This is a genomic window from Chrysiogenes arsenatis DSM 11915 (assembly GCF_000469585.1).
GTDB classification, from domain to species: Bacteria; Chrysiogenota; Chrysiogenetes; order Chrysiogenales; family Chrysiogenaceae; genus Chrysiogenes; species Chrysiogenes arsenatis.
Map to the genome: position 1 here is coordinate 336,129 of NZ_KI273144.1, position 15,261 is coordinate 351,389.

The following is a 15,261-nucleotide window of genomic DNA, read 5'->3' on the forward strand; positions in this document are numbered from 1 at the left end:
CCTCCTATCAGTCGCTTAAAACCGCACAACAATACTGATCTCATAACGCTCATCCCCTTCTTTCACCTTTGGTGCAAAAAACTTCAGCCCCACCACATTCCCCTGCGCATCCAGCAGCGCCGCCTCGGAAATACGCACGCCAATCAGCTCCGCCTTTTCTACGACCCCCTTTCCTTCCACCTCATACCCATTCAGAGAAATCAGCGCCAGCGGCTTACGCAGCACCTCATGATTCAGCGCCGTCGCCGCCGCACTAGGAGCCTTGGGCGTTAAATCCGCATTGTGTCCCCCATCACCAAACGCCATAAATGCCACCGGCGGCAGTGCCGGGCCACCTGCCACGCATGCCGCTAAACGCGACCGAAATCCATTCACCGTAATCGCTTCAGCCATATATAACCTCCTTCGTAATCACCATTTTAAAGAGCGGCATCCCAGCGCCACCAACCCGCCACTGACCATCAAGGCGCGGATACCCCGCAAAACCCGGACGCGGCGAGATTGCCGCCATCTGTGCCCCTTCACGTGCCAGCGCAAACGAACCCAACACCGGAGCAACCAGAAAACTCATAGAGCGCAAACGCTGCCCCGCAAGCGCAAACCGCCCCAACTTCCAGCGCGCACCCAAAAACCACGACCCATCCAACTTACGGCGTGCCGCCGCCAGCTTTGTAGCCATCGCAATCCCAAGCCGCTGCCGTGCTGGAGCCAGTGCCACCACACTCGAACTCATATCCGCCGACGAAGCCGCCGGGAGCGGGTGATCGCGGTGCAGACCAAATGATCCCAGCCGCCGTGGCCACATCGACCCACCCACCTGCCAGGCACCATCCAACCGACGCTGACCGCCCAACACTACCGGACGCGACAGCCGCTCCGGCGTTGCCGGATAGCGCAGTAAAAACCGCTGAAAAAACGAAACCGACGGCGACACAGCCACAGGCAACTGGCACCACTTCTGCCACCATGCCGCAGACGTCGCATCAAACTCTCGCTTGCCCAGCCTCCAGCCACCATTTAAGAGTCGACCTGCTTGCAGGCGGCGCACCGGAAACGGCCACACCGTGACGCTGGAACTCATCTGCGCAGCACTTGCAATCCGCCACGAACGCAAGCGCCAACTACTCAGCGCCCCGCGCACCTCACCTAGCCGAAACGACCCCAGCGGCAACCCAAGCTGTACCACAGCACCATCTCGACCCAGCGCAAACCCGCCAGAACCCTCAGCAACCACGCGACCCGGCCAGTCAAAACGGGCACCAGAAACCTTTTGCAAAAATCCCGACGACGACACTTGCCACAACACCACAAAACGGAGCGCCAACCAATAGACCCATAGCGGCCATGAGCGCACCGGTGCCCAGCGTGCCACCACCTGACGCAGCAGCGCGAAGAACCCCGGCTGCCGCACCGCCGCCAAATCAATCCGCACAATAAACTCCGCCCAATGCTGCACCTGCGGCAGCAGCACATACCACTCCAAGGGCCGCACCAGCCATGAACCATCCAGCTTCACCCCAGCCGATAAACGGGTAGGGCCTAGCTCACCAAACAACTGCCGCTGCCTGGCCATCTCCAAAATCTCCACCCCGCCATCCGCACCGATTAGCTCTACTGCGCGTTTGACTGACCACACCGACCCCTTGTGTTGGTGCAAGCGGACACTCTCAGCAATCACTTCACGCTTGCGGTCGTCTGACCATTCGTGATCCCAATCGTCCACCGAAAATGCCCACGCCAACCACGGCAACACCGACGCTGGCGCCGACCACGGTTCCCACAACGTCCCCACCGGCAACGGCACATCAGATAACCGTGCCATAACCTGAGCCAGTGCCCGTTCTGCTGGCGAGGCACTCGGAGGTAATAAATCAGGCGCCATAACGCCCATCCACTACGACCGAAAGCGCTGCGCACCACGGCACCTCACCCAGTTGCCCAGCGACATCAGCCAGCGGCGCGCGCAGCACCACACGCTGCACACCCGGACGGTGCAATGCCGCATACAACCCCGACAACGTCACCGCACCACCAAACACATGCTGTTCATATATATAGAGCTGCACAGCACTCAGCGCTTCGGCGCGCACCACCCCTTCATCCGGCCCCGGCCAGACAACCAGCCCCGCATCGAGCACAAACGGCACCAGTATGGCCGAGACCACTTCCACTGTGTCGCAAAGCGGACGCACCGTATCCGCCGATAGCACTGCATCAACCATTTCCAGCAACGTGGCATCAGCCGTGCCATCGCCCACCGACGAAAGCAGCGCGACCCGCACCACCCCCGGCGCGGGACTCCACACCGCCACATCCTTAACGAGCGGCGACGCTGAGAGCGCATGAAAACGGTATGCCCCCGCACTGCCCGCTGTCGACCACCCCTCCGGAGCCATCTGCACCCGACGACGCAACCGCTCATCATCCTCTAGCACCGGCAAGCGGGGCGGGATCGCCGCTGGATCTCCCGGATCGAGCACTAAACGCTGCACCCCGAAAATAGCCGCCAGCTGATCCAAATCATTCCCACCCGCATAGGCGAGCATTACCGCTCTGGCTGCATCATTGATCCGCTGCCGCAGGAGCAGCTCGCGAAACGCCGCCACCTCTAAAATTTTCATCGCCGGATCAGACTCCGTTAGCGCCGTAAACTCCGGCATCCGCGAACGCAGATCATCCAGCATCTGCCCCAGAATCACCTCGAAATCGAGCGACTCCACCACCTGTGGCTGCCCGAGACGCGAAAGGTCAATCTCCATGTTCATAGCACTATCCCTTCCAGCTTCACCGCTTCACCCGTCGGGCGATAGCGTCCCGTCAACATCAACTCTACCCTTCCTGACGCCACCCGCTCAGCCCGCACACTCTCTACTTTCAAGCGCGACTCCCAGTGCATGAGCGCTTCTGCCGTAGCCGTGTACATATCCACTAAAAGCGCGGGACTCAGCGGACGATCCACCAACTCAAACAGCCGCGACCCATACTCACGTCGCATCACCCGACTCCCCAGCGGCGTCGTCAAAATATCGCGCACACTCTGGTATAAATGCTCTCGACCACTCAGCAGTGAACCATCACCGGCACTCATCCCCTTCATACCGCCTCCTCTTTTGGAGATTCAGCCTCCACCTCGCACGTATACCCGCCACTATCCAGCCGATGCACCACCCGCGACACACTCCACGCACCATCAACACCAGCACGAATACCAGAGAGCATCAACCGAGATTCCGCCAATAAATCCGGCCTACCCACCATCCGCAGCCGCAACGTCGCCAGACCACGCATAAACGTAGAAAGCTGCGCACTGGCCGCACTCTGCGCAGCCCCCTGATCAGGATAGCGGCGCCTGATCATGTGCACCGGCTCCCCTGTGCCCACATGGACAACCTGTTCAGTAGCAGAAACCACATCAAACCACCGTGCCGACACTGCCGGATATTTCCCGCGCTCCGCCAGTGTCACCTCCCAACTTGTCACCATCTGCCGCGTGGCTGCTACTACCGGCAAATCACGACCGCTGGCGCTTTTAGCTTCGCCTGGCGGCACAAACAACAGCAACCCCTCAGCACCCTTACAGATCGCCCCCCGATCCCTCGCTAACCGTGTCAGAAAATTCAAATCCGACTCATCCACCTGATCAATATGCGGAATCACTTCCGACGCCAGCGCATCAGCTACTTTGGGTGTATATCCATGCTCACCCGCAATCTGTGCCACCATATCGCCAATACTCTTCCCCTCCCACGGACGCGTCCGTGGCCGCTTTAGTCCCTGCCGCAAATCAGCCGCCCGAGCGCGGATCGTCAGTGTCTGCGGTGGGCTAGACAGGGCAACCTCATCGACCACAAACCGCCCCATCGACATCACACCCTCATCCACATAACCCATTGCCACCGACAATGTAGCTCCAGTACGAGGCAGCTCGATCATCCCATCACGATCATCCAGCGCAATCTCCACCGTATCGCTTTCCATGCCCGCCGCATCCGTCACCACCAGCGATAACAGCCGATCACGAATCTGCGCCGTCACATCAGCTGCATCAGCCATGATGCGAAAATCAGGACGCACTCGCACTAATCCCATAAGCGCACCACCGTATTTTCCTGCGGAGGCAATACCGGCAACACCAGTAGTACCCCAGCACTCAGTACCGGGCCACGTGCCGACAACCCCGGATTCGCGACCAAGACCGCTTCCACCGCACCAGCCGTCCGCCCGTAGTGCTGATAGCAAATCCAATCAAGCATATCGCCATCACTCGTGCGGTACAGTTGACTCATACATCCTCCCCGTAGTGCCCCAACGACAACACAAACTCCACTTTTTGCGGATCGCCATTCGCCAAGAACTCGCTGCGGGTCTCCTCGATCTGTTCAATGCACCACAACCCCCACACCATGCCGCGACCATCAACCAACAGCAGCGGCTTACCTGCTCCCGCCAAATCACGCATCCGCTCCAGTTGCCGCACCCCGCCTGCAAAATGCGGATAAATTATGCCGGACAGCTTTACCGACTCCTCCCCTTGCCCAAGAAACTGCCGTGCCGGACGTCGACCGAGGCGCTCCTGAGAGCCCCAACGATACTGCGCACTCCGCACCAACTGCTGATATGCCGCCGTATCGAGCGCAAATCGAAACACCCCCAATGCCATCATTGTGTCAATCATATAGCCGCCCTCTGGAGCGCGCCCCAGCCGCCGCATCACGCTCGCGGAGCACCCGCTCCACCTCGCGCGCAATCGCCTGCGCATCGGCGCCGGACGCAACTTCGATTTTAATTTCATAGCGTTGATTATTATTGATTGTGGTCGCACTCGACGTCACAGGAGCAGCCGCAGCAGGAGCGGGAGCGGGAGCGGGAGCGGGAGAAAGAGAAGACAACACTGGAGCAGGCAGACCAGCAAGCTCCGGTGAATACACCGCCCTGCCGGATACATCGCTGACCGCAGGAAGGCCGGAAAGCTCCGGTGAATACACCGCCCTGCCGGACACATCGCTGACCGCAGGAAGGCCGGAAAGCTCCGGTGAATACACCGCCCTGCCAGACACATCGCTGACCGCAGGCAGACCGGAAAGCTCCGGCGAATACACCGCCCTGCCGGATACATCGCTGACCGCAGGAAGGCCGGAAAGCTCCGGTGAATACACCGCCCTGCCGGACACATCGCTGACCGCAGGCAGACCGGAAAGCTCCGGTGAATACACCGCCCTGCCGGACACATCGCTGACCGCAGGAAGGCCGGAAAGCTCCGGTGAATACACCGCCCTGCCGGATACATCGCTGACCGCAGGAAGGCCGGAAAGCTCCGGTGAATACACCGCCCTGCCGGACACATCGCTGACCGCAGGAAGGCCGGAAAGCTCCGGTGAATACACCGCCCTGCCAGACACATCGCTGACCGCAGGCAGACCGGAAAGCTCCGGTGAATACACCGCCCTGCCGGACATCTTCGGCATAGCTGTCGGTGCCGCCTCTTGCGTGACTGGCATAAGCGGTGGCAGTGCTACTTCAGTAGCCGCCACCGGACTTGCGACCAGCGTGGCTCCCACTGCTACAGCCTGTGCCGTGCGCACCAGCCCGCCGCGTTGCGGCTTCGTGGCAGCTTCCTCCTCTTGTGGCGACCCTTCACTGGATTTTCTGCCAAACAGACCGCCCACAAAACCCGCTAACTTTTCGCCAGCCGTAAACAACATCCCCAGCGGACTCTTTTCCCAGACCGACATTAAAAACGACACCCCATCAGCAAAGAGCGACTTTACCGAACCCCACAGCCCGGCAAAAAACCCTTTAATTGGCTCCCAGTAGGCAATCACCAACCCCGCCGCCACCGCAATACCCGCAATCGCCAATCCCAGCGGATTGCTCATAATTGCAACACTCATAGCCCGAAACCCGAGCGATACCGCGCGCGTGGCCGAAACGACCATCACCGAACCGAGCGCCCATACCTTCTGTGCACCCGCCAATGCCCACGTGGAAATCGTCGAAAGATGGAGCGCCCTGCTCACACTTGTGAGCGCCAGAGCCACCTTCGGCGATGCCGCCAGCGTGGCAAAATATGCCGCCTGCAAACCTAGCCAGCCACCTTTTAAAAACAGCACCCCGACCGTCAGCGCTTTGGCCGCTGCCAGCACGCCAATAAATCCGACCGTCAAACCTACCGTCGTCCCTGTGACCACCGGAAAGCGCTCGCCCAGCCATTGCAGACCAGTCGCCACCTTCCCAACCACACCCGCCAATAACTCCGCCGTCGGGTACAGCGTCGTGCCCACCGCTGCCGATAAATTGCCAATCTGCTGCCCTAAAAGCTCGAAGCCGCGACCACGTTGCATCGCCTTAGCCATCGCTTCCGTCTTATCTAAACCACCAGAGAGCGCCGTATTGATCTCTTGTGCTCCACTCCGCAGCGCCTCGCGCTGAGAAACCAGCAAATCTACCAGCGCTAACGCTTCTTGGTCGCCAAAGGCCGCGCGCAGCTCGTCTTTTGCCGACTGATCAATCACCCCGCCATACGACGCATGGATCTGATCCAGAATCTCCGGCACACTGCGCAACATCCCCGTGGCGCCATCAACAAAGTCCAGCCCCAGCGTATTGCCCGCCTTCGAGGCATTCGCCAGGAACGAACGGTACTTTGTGGCCGCTTCCGACCCGCCCATCGTCCGTTGCAGTGCCCCTAACACCGACAATTGATCTGCAAAACTCGCCCCAGCCGTGGTGGCTGTCGCTCCCAGCGCCCCCAGCGCTTGGCTCATCTGCGCCCCATCCGTCCGGAAGGACTGCACACTGGCTGAGATCCCCGCTGAAAAATACTTACCAAATTCAATATCGCGCTCTTCATCAGAGAGCGAGTTCCATCCCGCGACTACCTGCTGCCCAAACCCATCAAACTGATTGCGGTAAATACCGTATCCCTTGGCGAACAGCGTAGTCATTTCCGACGTCGTGCTCTTTGTCGCCGCCGCCGTCAGTGCCGCAATACGGGTAAATTCACCCACAGCCACATCGCCCAGCGTGACAATACCACTCTTCACATCGTAACTAGCACGGACAAAATCAGCCGTATTCGTCCCTGCCCATGTGCTGGAAAACGCCGTCCCAACACTGGTGATACTGGCAATCCCTGCTTCATCGATCCCCAGCGACGCAATTTCCCCTTGCGCCTTCATGATTTCGCCCCGCGCCGACACCAGCTTGCCGATGGAATAGAGCGACGCTGCCACCCCCATCAACCCTGACTTCGCCTCATCGAGCGCCTGCTTGTTCGCGTCAATCTCAATACGGATACGCGACTGCTTTTTCAGATTCATCAGCGTGGAGTTCAGCCGCTGGCTCTCGCGATCCAGATTACTCACATCCACACCCGCCCGCTTCAGCGACTGCCCCAACACCATCAGACGGCCACTATTCGCTTCGGCATCCTTGGACAGTTGACGGAACTCCTTGATTTCAAGACGTGTTTGACTTAACTTTTCCGTTGTCTCGCCAATCGTTGCCAGTGAACGGTTCGCGCCGTTCATCGCCGCCGAAAAGGAGGAACCTAATGTCGCGCCAATCACAACACCCAGCGTTAAACTCTTACTCATCGCGCATTGCCCTCCTTTTCACCGCCGCTCTACTCTATTGGCTCTTTCATGAACTCAACGTCCCCAGTGCCACCTGGCTGCACTACACCTTTGCCGGACTCATTGCCGCCCTATTTCTCTACCCCGCCGTGCGTGCCATCGTGCGCACCCTTGCTGGGTGGTGGCGTTAGCGGCGCGCCTGCCGCACCGCTTCCAACCATTCGAACAACTCCCCCAGCTCCATCTCCATTAAATCGCTATAACTCCAACGGGTATAACTACTGAGCGACAACACCGCCTGCCGCAGCGCCGCCGGACTCACACTAAAAAATCGCGATACCCCTCTTGCAACTGCTTAAAGTCGACGATATGCAGCTCCTCAATCGTTTCCGGAGTCACCTCGCACAAGTTCGCCAAGAGCCGCACATCGCGCTCTTCTTGCATCTTTGACGACTTCGCCGCCGCCAGCTCGTCACGCACACGGGGAGCGCGCATCGTCAACACCTTCACCTCAGCCCCATCCACCGTAATCGGATGCTTTAAGTTGATTTGCATAACCCCTCCCCTACAGTCCGATATTAGCGCGCGTCGCCGCCATCTGATCTACCCCGCCAATAATCCGGCGCATCGCCAGAATATCGATATCGTGAATGACTTCGCCGCTGTGGGTGTATTTATAGGCACGTACCGACACCATCACTTTGAGCGTCGCCTTCTCGCCCGCCTTCCAGTTCCCTTGATCGATCTCGCGGACTTTCCCCACCAGATTGATCACTACCGGCTGCTTATCGCCATCCTCGCTCTCCACCGACCCACGCATCGTGAGTGGCGTCGTTGTCCCCGGCGCCAACCCAAACTGCTTAAGCACGTCCTTATCGTATTTTGACAACGTGAATTCGCACTCCAGCTTCTCCATCCCAAACTCAATATCCACCGGAGCATCCATTCCACCGCCGCGAAACTCCTCCGTCTTCATCGTCAACTTTGGCGGAGTCAGCTCATCGACATTGCCCGCATACCCGCGCCCATCAATAAACAGACTAAAGTTGCGTAAAATATGATCCAACATAGAGAAACCTCCTAGAGCACCTGCTCAAAGTAATCATCCACCATCCGGCTACGGAACGTCACATGCTCAGCGGGGGCAGGAGGAGTGAAGTCAAAATCAAAAAACACCTTGCCCGCTGCCAAATTCGACGGCGTATTCAGCTCGCTATCCACCCAGCACTTCCCGCCAAGAATCGCGCCGATCACCGTTAAGTGACTCAAATAGTTATTGACCCCCTCAACAACATCTTCCAGATAGGTCTTCGTGATATTGCGGTCGACGGCCCACATATGTGCCCGCAGCAGCGATTCATTGATCATATCCGCCGTGCGGACGACCGAAAGGAACGCCCACTTTGGATCCATGGAAAGAGTACGGTTCCCCCATAGACGGTAGCCCCCTTGCCGGATGATCGTCGCCACATCCTTTTCGTTGAGCAAATTGGCACGGGCATTAGCGTCGCCGAGCGTAAAGTCCACTGGCCGCGTGGTGCCGATAATGCCGTACATCTCGCGGTTCGATGGCGACCACCAGAACCCGCGCTCCGCGTCACTCTTAGCAATCATCCCCGCAACACGCGCCGAGCAAGGCTCAATCACCACCTCGCCATCCGCAAACACCTTTACCCCCGGATCCACCAGATACACACGGCGCGACCCAAAATCACCTGCATAGGCAATCGCATCAGCATCGTTCGTATCCGGGCCATCAGCAATAATCACCGCACGCAGACGGTCGGCAATGCCAAGCAGCTCGGCCACTACTGGGTTTACCAGATAACTCCCCGGCGTCAGCGGATCCTCAGGGCGGAAACCAGTAAAGCCCGGTGCGCACAAAATACGCGGCGCAAACCCCAACACACTCTCTGCTGCGAGAAGAGCCTGCACTCCCGTGTAGGCACCCGTCCCCACATCCACACCGCCGATCACATTCGTCATCGTGGCGGCTAGTGTCAGTCCCTCTTCCACGCGGATCACGACCACTACCGCACCCGCCTGATCAAGAATGCCATCCATCGCATCAGGCAACGTCCCCGCACGATCCCCAACCGTATCAAGAGCAGCCGCCTCTATGCGACTCCCCGCAATCAACACCGGCGTGTTTAAAGGGAACTTCACCGGATCAGCATCCGGCGCCGTCCCTACCAGACCGATCACACTGGAGCGCACCGTCTGGATCGGACGAGGCCCCGAATCAATTTCAACAATCTCAACCCCGTGCAAAAAACTCGACATGGCCTACTCCTTTGCGCTTGCAGCGGGCTTTTCTTTGCCCCCCTGCGGTTTGGCGGCCTGACCCGCCGGACGAACTTTCCCTGCTAACAGCCAATACTTCGCCTGTCTGGGACTCAAACTCACCACCTGACCCTCCGCCACAATACTGCCGTCCGGCAGCGCCAGTGGTCTGGTCGCAATACACTGCATTGGTGCACTCGGCATACAAAACCTCCTAATAGACTTTTCCCGTATGTTCACTATCCGGCGCTCCCGACGTGGTTTCCACCACCGCATTCGCCGTAATCTCATCAATGATCCCCTGGCAAAACGCCTCCAACACCTGCCTGCGGTAATTCATCACCGCGCCGCCGTCAGAACTCTGGTGCGCTGAAACCGCAGCCAGCCGTAATTCGACAAAATTCGCCATACTCTCTTTGGTCAATGGCATCAGAAACTCTCCCGCACGGTCGGTGAGATGTGGGGGTGCGGTTTCCCCGTAAAGGCGCACAGGCATTCACCCTGCACCGCCCCTTTAAGAGCACCCGAACCACCATCGATATCGACCGTCCCCTTGGCAATCAGCGTCGCTTTCCCTTGCACCGTAATGTCGGCCTGGCCAGCAACGTCAAACTTCAGGTCGCCCGTGGTGTTGACATGCCACCTGCCAGCAGCGCGGTCGTATTCCATAAAACCACCATCGCCATAGTCAATACGGTGTACCGTCGGACGGTTCTGGCTGCCCGGGTGTGCCGCCTGATAGATAGCCGGAAGTGCGACCGCCTGTGCCGGATCACCACACGGCGAGAGTAAAATCACCTGCTCGCCGACTTCCGGCGCCCACCACTCGTTATCCAGCGATGCGCGGCGGGTGAGCCACGGAATCCACCCCGTCAGTAGTTCACCGCTTTGCACCCGCACGCGGTGTAACGCATAGTCAGCCTGCGCAATCGTGCCGTAGCGGATCAGGTTATCCAGTCGCCGCTCCAGCTCTGCTACCCGAAAATCCATCGGTATCTCCATTACTCCACCCCGATCTGCCAGTAGTCATCCTCGTGCGGAATGCCAATCTCTGGCGTAAAGCCAACATAGAGCGACGTCGGCAATACCCCGTCCGGGCCATCGTCCCAGCGAGTCCCGAGCCGCACCTTCTGCCGCCAGCTCACCGCCCAGAATGCCACCGCCGCGCGATCCACATCGCCCGAGTAAAAGTTTTCTGCCTGCACCGCCGTGGCCGGAAATGCCCACGGCAACCCCCAGCGCTGAAACGGCAGGTGCAACGCCAGCGCTTCGACAATGTTCAGTGCCGCCACATCCTTTAAAAGCTGCCGCTGATCACTTGTCACCACAAAGGCTGCCATCGCGAGTTCCAGTCCGCGCTCGCCCGTCGATAGCTCTTCCGCCGCGACCATTCCCAGCGTTGCCACCAACACTGACGGAGTCGTCGCCGACAGGCGCCGCAACTCCGCCAGGTCAAAGCGTCCCGGATGGGGACGACATTCGCGCAAATGGGGCAAGCGGGTGGCCACATCGGCCACTATCGTGCGTCGCAGCAGATCAATTGACGGTATCTCACTCATGCTAAAACCCTTTCCATCCAGTCTCTGACCGTCCCTTCTAGGTCATCAAACTCTGCCACGCTCACTGGCAGAAACGGACGCGCCGGAATCTTCACCTTGCGCCCGCGACCAGCACGGCCACCCAGTTGGTGGATCGCGCCATAGGCCACATTGGTGCCGCCGTATACCCCAATCGTCGCCTGCTGTGCATTCGCATCCCAGTCAATGGAATTCATCAGCACATTTGACAACCGCAGCGTGTCGCCCATCTCAGCCTCAGCACGCTGTGAAACCTTCCAGGGCTGGCCACCCGGAGCCCGCTGATCGTGAAAAGCCAGCCGTGCCGTAGCAACTCCCGACTCGCCAATCTCTTCAAACAGCCCGCGCAGTTCGCCACTGGTAGCGAGTAGCGAGAGCCGATTGAGCGTCCGCTGCAACTGCTCCAGCCCTTCCAGATCAACATGCAGCGCGACCCCACTCATGAATACTCCTCCACGTTGGGAAAGATCAGCGTCGTGCGACCGGCCAGCAGTGCCCGTTCCGCGTAATGCCAAACAAACTCACGCAGCCGTGCTGCTTTTTCGTAAGGGTTTTGCCGGTAGCCAACGCGCACCAGCTGGTAGCTATAGCGAGTCATCATGATCAAGCGCCCTTCGCGTGCCATCTGCTCCATATGGGCAATCTCGTGGCGCAGCACCATCGTCCGCTCTTCACCCGTCAGTGACTCCATCAGATAGATCGTCCCCCAGCACGACGCAAAGCCCGTGAATCCGCGCAGTTCCATAAACCAGCGCATCACACCGCGCGGCGCGGCAACGCGGCATGTCATGATGTGAGGGCGAAACAATGCCAACATCAGAACCCCCGCAAGTCAAAGCGCTTTGGAGGCGTGGCCACCTGAAACTCTGCACGCTGCGCAGGCTCATCCGCCGCCGCAATCCCGAGCGACATCCGCCCCGCCGCAATCGCTTCCAGAATCCGTACCGCCGCCTTGTAACGGTCGTCACGCTCGTCAGTCTTACGGTCTCCACTCAGTAGCTGCACCGCAATATCGACATTGAGCCGCCGCAGCAGTGGGGGATAGGGTTGCTTGATCGGGAGCAGATTGCGCGCCGTCAAGTAGCCGTCTATCTCCGCCGCTGCTGCTTCCAGATTGCGCACAATGCGCGGCTCATCCAGCAACTGCGGGTCTTCAGGATCACGTGCTAAGCTGTAGAGCAGATCCTCGCCATACTGCGCACTGATATCAGCTACCGTGGCGTACATGACTTAGCTCGCTACCACAGTCGCGCGGCAGATGCCCCGCACGTTCGGGATCGGGAACGGCTTCGCTTCGGCAATCAGCTTGTACCCACTCGGGTCGTCGGTCTTTATCGGCTTCACCAGCATCGGCATTGGTTGCAGATTGCCATCCAGATCATCCAGTGCACAGTACGGTGCAAAGTGCCCCGCATCGGTGGCAATCATCTTCAATTCCGTGGCACCCACCACCGCCGTCGTGGCCTTGGTCTGGGGATTGCGGTACAGCTCGCTGCGCCGCTTGATTAGATAGCCGCCGATATTGATCCCTTGGTCGGTAATCTCAACGCGTACCTTGGCCGTTGATTTATGCTCCTCAGCCAGCGCAAAGAGCGCCCCGTACGCCGATTTACCCGCCCAGATTTCAACCGTGCCACCGTAGCCATGCTCCTGAATCTTCTCTTCCATCGCTGTTAGCGTGTCGAACACATCCTTGATTTTGGCCCCTTCGGCATCCCATAACTTGGCCGGAGTCACACTCAGCACCGCGCCAAAGTCCACCTCGTACACTTCAAAACCACCCCCCTCAAGCGCAACCGGCCACTGAATCTTGCCGCTCAAGCTCTGGGCGCAGAGCGCTTCCGTTGTTGCCCGCACCACACGGCGCAGCATATCGGTACGCTGTGTTGCCCACTGCTCACGACCCGACTGTCCCAGCAGCTTGAGGTTGTTGAGATCAACACCACTCACCTGCGTATTGGGACGCACAGGAAACGGCTCATAAAACGCAGTGACACCCGATTCGCTGGTCGCCGGAATCGACGGCGCACCACGGCGCACCATTGGCAGGGCATGCACCACAGGCACCAGCATATCCGCGCCGATCATGGCGAGTGGGTGCTGCGGACGGTGGGAAAAAATCGTATCCATTACCGGCGTCTTTAGTACCGGTAGACTTTTGAGATAGCTTGCAATCGACGAAACAATAAACAGTCCACGAATATCCAACATAGTTCTCTCTCCTTACCTTTCGTTCTTAACCGACGGCGTAAATGCCGCGTTTCTGGAGGCGCATCAGCAGCGCCGCGGATGGTGCGACCGGGGAGGCAACTCCCACCTTCAACACCTCGCGGCGTACCGTACCGTGGACAATGTAGTTGGCCGCACTGACCATGGCGGTGTCGGCCAGATCGTCGAGCACCCCGTCAATCGCCGTGGTGTAGTCTGCCAGCACCTCCGTGGCGCTCACGACATTCGCGGCAAACTCCATCGCCAGCGTGGCCGTACCGTAGTCAATCACCCCACTGCCGCCAGCATCGCCAATCAATCGACCATGTCCATCATCATGAAAACTCTCCACCCCATCACTGATACTGACCGTCCCCGGTTCGATAGGTGCCGTCCCTAGCGTCGTGCTGTAGGCCTTCGTGGAGCCATTCCCCGTGGCAATCACCGCATCGACTACCACTGCCAGCGGTGCCAGCACCCCATCAGCCAAGCGACTGAGCAGCAGCCCTACTGGAAAGAGACCACTATCAGTCTGCAGCGCTCCACTGAGCAGCACTGGCCCATGACCGTGAGCCCCAGCCCGTTCATCATTGCGCCCGAAAACGCCCACTTTTCCATTGATCATCGTTTCAACTCCTTTGGCCGCCATGGCCGGTTATTGGTTGTTCCTACACATGACTCGTCAGCGATGGATCAAAACTGGTTTGACCACCCGTAGCATTGTTCTGCTGCGCCTGAGTGAACTCGCGAAACAGCGGGTGTGCCGTGAACTCAGACAAGAACCCCTTAAACCACTGCGCGGGGCTTTGCTTGCTCCCTTCGCTGAACTGGTACTCGCCGCCCTGATTTTCTAAGGCCACCATAAAGTCCACCAGCCCCTTCTCTTTCCACGCTGGCAACAGCTTGCCATCGCGCACACCGCTCTCCACACAATCCACAATCGCCTGTCGCTGTGCCTGCTTTTTTGCTTCAGCAAAATCGTTGGTAGCGCGCTCAGCCTTGGCCAGAGCGTCCGACGCTGTTTTTTCCGCCTTCGCCCGTGCCGCCTGCTCGTCGGCTAGCTGCTTTTGTAACTGCTCAACTGTCATCTGATCCCCCTTGGTATGGTTTTCAACAAACTCGAAACTCAACGCCTGATCATCATCGCCAAAGGCGATATCACGCAGCCCCTTTACCGCTGGAGGCTGTGCCCCTAAAAAACCCACATGCCGCAGAGTGCCGTCGGGATAGAGCGAAATAGAGCGCTTCTTAAACCGCCCCGCCTGCACCATCTCCACAAACTCCGGTGCCACCTGGTGAAACTTTGCCAGCAGCACCTCGCCCGCACGCTGCAATGATTCCACCCAGCCATAGGCCGGAGCGTTGTCCTTGGGGTGGCCAACCACCACCGGCGCTTCGTGCTGCGTAGGGTCGTAGCTGCTCACTATTCGATCCAGATCAGCGGTGGTAAACTCCCGCCCGCGACCAGCAGAATCGATGTGCACGCCCGTCCGAAAAATCTCCTCCCATCCTTTCACCGACATACCTCCTATTTTTTGCGGCCTATTTGCCGTTTCTTGCCCCGATTTTCCCTTTTCAGGTATCTCAGGGCGTTTTTATTAAAACGCGCGATTTAGGGG

General features: G+C 58.9%; 23 protein-coding genes. 1 reads left to right on the forward strand and 22 read right to left on the reverse strand.

What is annotated here, in order from left to right:
• Nucleotides 1–15 precede the first annotated feature (15 nt).
• Genes P304_RS16405 through P304_RS16415 form a run of 8 tightly spaced genes read right to left on the reverse strand, consistent with a single transcriptional unit; the run spans nt 16 to nt 7,595 of the window.
• Entirely contained in the window at nt 16–393 is a 378-nt protein-coding gene (locus tag P304_RS16405) for a hypothetical protein (RefSeq protein WP_051321677.1), read from the reverse strand.
• Nucleotides 386–1,882 carry a phage tail protein I gene (locus P304_RS16410; RefSeq protein WP_051321678.1) on the reverse strand — a complete coding sequence of 499 codons (1,497 nt, stop codon included), beginning with the start codon at nt 1,880–1,882 and terminating at the stop codon, nt 386–388. The genes P304_RS16405 and P304_RS16410 overlap by 8 nt, the downstream gene beginning before the upstream one ends.
• Entirely contained in the window at nt 1,872–2,765 is an 894-nt protein-coding gene (locus P304_RS0112775) for a baseplate J/gp47 family protein (protein ID WP_051321679.1), read from the reverse strand. Before P304_RS0112775 ends, P304_RS16410 begins: the two co-directional genes overlap by 11 nt.
• Nucleotides 2,762–3,097: a GPW/gp25 family protein gene (locus P304_RS0112780; RefSeq protein WP_027390857.1), complete on the reverse strand. Its 336-nt coding sequence runs from the start codon at nt 3,095–3,097 to the stop codon at nt 2,762–2,764. The genes P304_RS0112775 and P304_RS0112780 overlap by 4 nt, the downstream gene beginning before the upstream one ends.
• A complete protein-coding gene (locus tag P304_RS15635; protein WP_084417723.1) occupies nt 3,094–4,089 on the reverse strand; it encodes a contractile injection system protein, VgrG/Pvc8 family in 996 nt (331 codons plus the stop codon). The genes P304_RS0112780 and P304_RS15635 overlap by 4 nt, the downstream gene beginning before the upstream one ends.
• Nucleotides 4,080–4,286 (reverse strand): tail protein X, encoded by a 207-nt coding sequence (locus tag P304_RS0112790; protein ID WP_027390858.1) that lies wholly within the window; start codon nt 4,284–4,286, stop codon nt 4,080–4,082. Before P304_RS0112790 ends, P304_RS15635 begins: the two co-directional genes overlap by 10 nt.
• A complete protein-coding gene (locus P304_RS0112795) occupies nt 4,283–4,675 on the reverse strand; it encodes a phage tail protein (protein ID WP_027390859.1) in 393 nt (130 codons plus the stop codon). Before P304_RS0112795 ends, P304_RS0112790 begins: the two co-directional genes overlap by 4 nt.
• The gene (locus P304_RS16415; protein ID WP_084417724.1) at nt 4,668–7,595 is read right to left on the reverse strand and encodes a phage tail tape measure protein; all 2,928 of its coding nucleotides are present in this window, start codon (nt 7,593–7,595) and stop codon (nt 4,668–4,670) included. Before P304_RS16415 ends, P304_RS0112795 begins: the two co-directional genes overlap by 8 nt.
• Between P304_RS16415 and P304_RS0112805 the strand changes: the two genes are divergently transcribed.
• The gene (locus P304_RS0112805) at nt 7,553–7,765 is read left to right on the forward strand and encodes a hypothetical protein (RefSeq protein WP_027390860.1); all 213 of its coding nucleotides are present in this window, start codon (nt 7,553–7,555) and stop codon (nt 7,763–7,765) included. The two genes, P304_RS16415 and P304_RS0112805, sit on opposite strands and share 43 nt — an antisense overlap.
• On the opposite strand, the gene P304_RS17140 is transcribed toward P304_RS0112805, so the two are convergent.
• From P304_RS17140 to P304_RS15660, 14 genes are read right to left on the reverse strand one after another with little or no spacing between them, the layout of a single operon-like run.
• Nucleotides 7,762–7,896: a GpE family phage tail protein gene (locus P304_RS17140; protein ID WP_160165073.1), complete on the reverse strand. Its 135-nt coding sequence runs from the start codon at nt 7,894–7,896 to the stop codon at nt 7,762–7,764. The genes P304_RS0112805 and P304_RS17140 overlap by 4 nt on opposite strands.
• Nucleotides 7,893–8,129 (reverse strand): phage tail assembly protein, encoded by a 237-nt coding sequence (locus tag P304_RS0112810; protein ID WP_027390861.1) that lies wholly within the window; start codon nt 8,127–8,129, stop codon nt 7,893–7,895. Before P304_RS0112810 ends, P304_RS17140 begins: the two co-directional genes overlap by 4 nt.
• Nucleotides 8,130–8,139: 10 nt before the next feature.
• Nucleotides 8,140–8,643 (reverse strand): phage major tail tube protein, encoded by a 504-nt coding sequence (locus tag P304_RS0112815; protein ID WP_027390862.1) that lies wholly within the window; start codon nt 8,641–8,643, stop codon nt 8,140–8,142.
• An 11-nt stretch (nt 8,644–8,654) separates the two neighbouring features.
• A complete protein-coding gene (locus tag P304_RS0112820; RefSeq protein WP_027390863.1) occupies nt 8,655–9,857 on the reverse strand; it encodes a phage tail sheath subtilisin-like domain-containing protein in 1,203 nt (400 codons plus the stop codon).
• Nucleotides 9,858–9,860: 3 nt separating this feature from the next.
• Nucleotides 9,861–10,061, reverse strand: a complete 201-nt coding sequence (locus P304_RS0112825; protein WP_027390864.1) for a hypothetical protein — start codon at nt 10,059–10,061, stop codon at nt 9,861–9,863.
• A 10-nt stretch (nt 10,062–10,071) separates the two neighbouring features.
• Nucleotides 10,072–10,287: a hypothetical protein gene (locus P304_RS0112830; protein WP_027390865.1), complete on the reverse strand. Its 216-nt coding sequence runs from the start codon at nt 10,285–10,287 to the stop codon at nt 10,072–10,074.
• Nucleotides 10,287–10,847, reverse strand: coding sequence for a phage baseplate assembly protein V (locus P304_RS16420; RefSeq protein WP_051321681.1), 561 nt, complete (start codon nt 10,845–10,847; stop codon nt 10,287–10,289). The genes P304_RS0112830 and P304_RS16420 overlap by 1 nt, the downstream gene beginning before the upstream one ends.
• 11 nt (nt 10,848–10,858) lie before the next feature.
• Entirely contained in the window at nt 10,859–11,416 is a 558-nt protein-coding gene (locus P304_RS0112840; protein ID WP_034765491.1) for a hypothetical protein, read from the reverse strand.
• Complete coding sequence (locus tag P304_RS15650) at nt 11,413–11,877, reverse strand: phage virion morphogenesis protein (protein ID WP_051321682.1); 465 nt, start codon at nt 11,875–11,877, stop codon at nt 11,413–11,415. Before P304_RS15650 ends, P304_RS0112840 begins: the two co-directional genes overlap by 4 nt.
• Complete coding sequence (locus tag P304_RS0112850) at nt 11,874–12,251, reverse strand: hypothetical protein (RefSeq protein ID WP_027390867.1); 378 nt, start codon at nt 12,249–12,251, stop codon at nt 11,874–11,876. The genes P304_RS15650 and P304_RS0112850 overlap by 4 nt, the downstream gene beginning before the upstream one ends.
• Nucleotides 12,251–12,661: a gp436 family protein gene (locus tag P304_RS15655; protein ID WP_051321683.1), complete on the reverse strand. Its 411-nt coding sequence runs from the start codon at nt 12,659–12,661 to the stop codon at nt 12,251–12,253. Before P304_RS15655 ends, P304_RS0112850 begins: the two co-directional genes overlap by 1 nt.
• A 3-nt stretch (nt 12,662–12,664) precedes the next feature.
• The gene (locus P304_RS0112860; protein ID WP_027390868.1) at nt 12,665–13,645 is read right to left on the reverse strand and encodes a major capsid protein; all 981 of its coding nucleotides are present in this window, start codon (nt 13,643–13,645) and stop codon (nt 12,665–12,667) included.
• A 25-nt stretch (nt 13,646–13,670) separates the two neighbouring features.
• Entirely contained in the window at nt 13,671–14,291 is a 621-nt protein-coding gene (locus P304_RS0112865) for a hypothetical protein (protein WP_160165074.1), read from the reverse strand.
• Between the two features lie 19 nt (nt 14,292–14,310).
• Nucleotides 14,311–15,165, reverse strand: a complete 855-nt coding sequence (locus tag P304_RS15660; RefSeq protein ID WP_051321684.1) for a hypothetical protein — start codon at nt 15,163–15,165, stop codon at nt 14,311–14,313.
• Between the last annotated feature and the right edge of the window lie 96 nt (nt 15,166–15,261).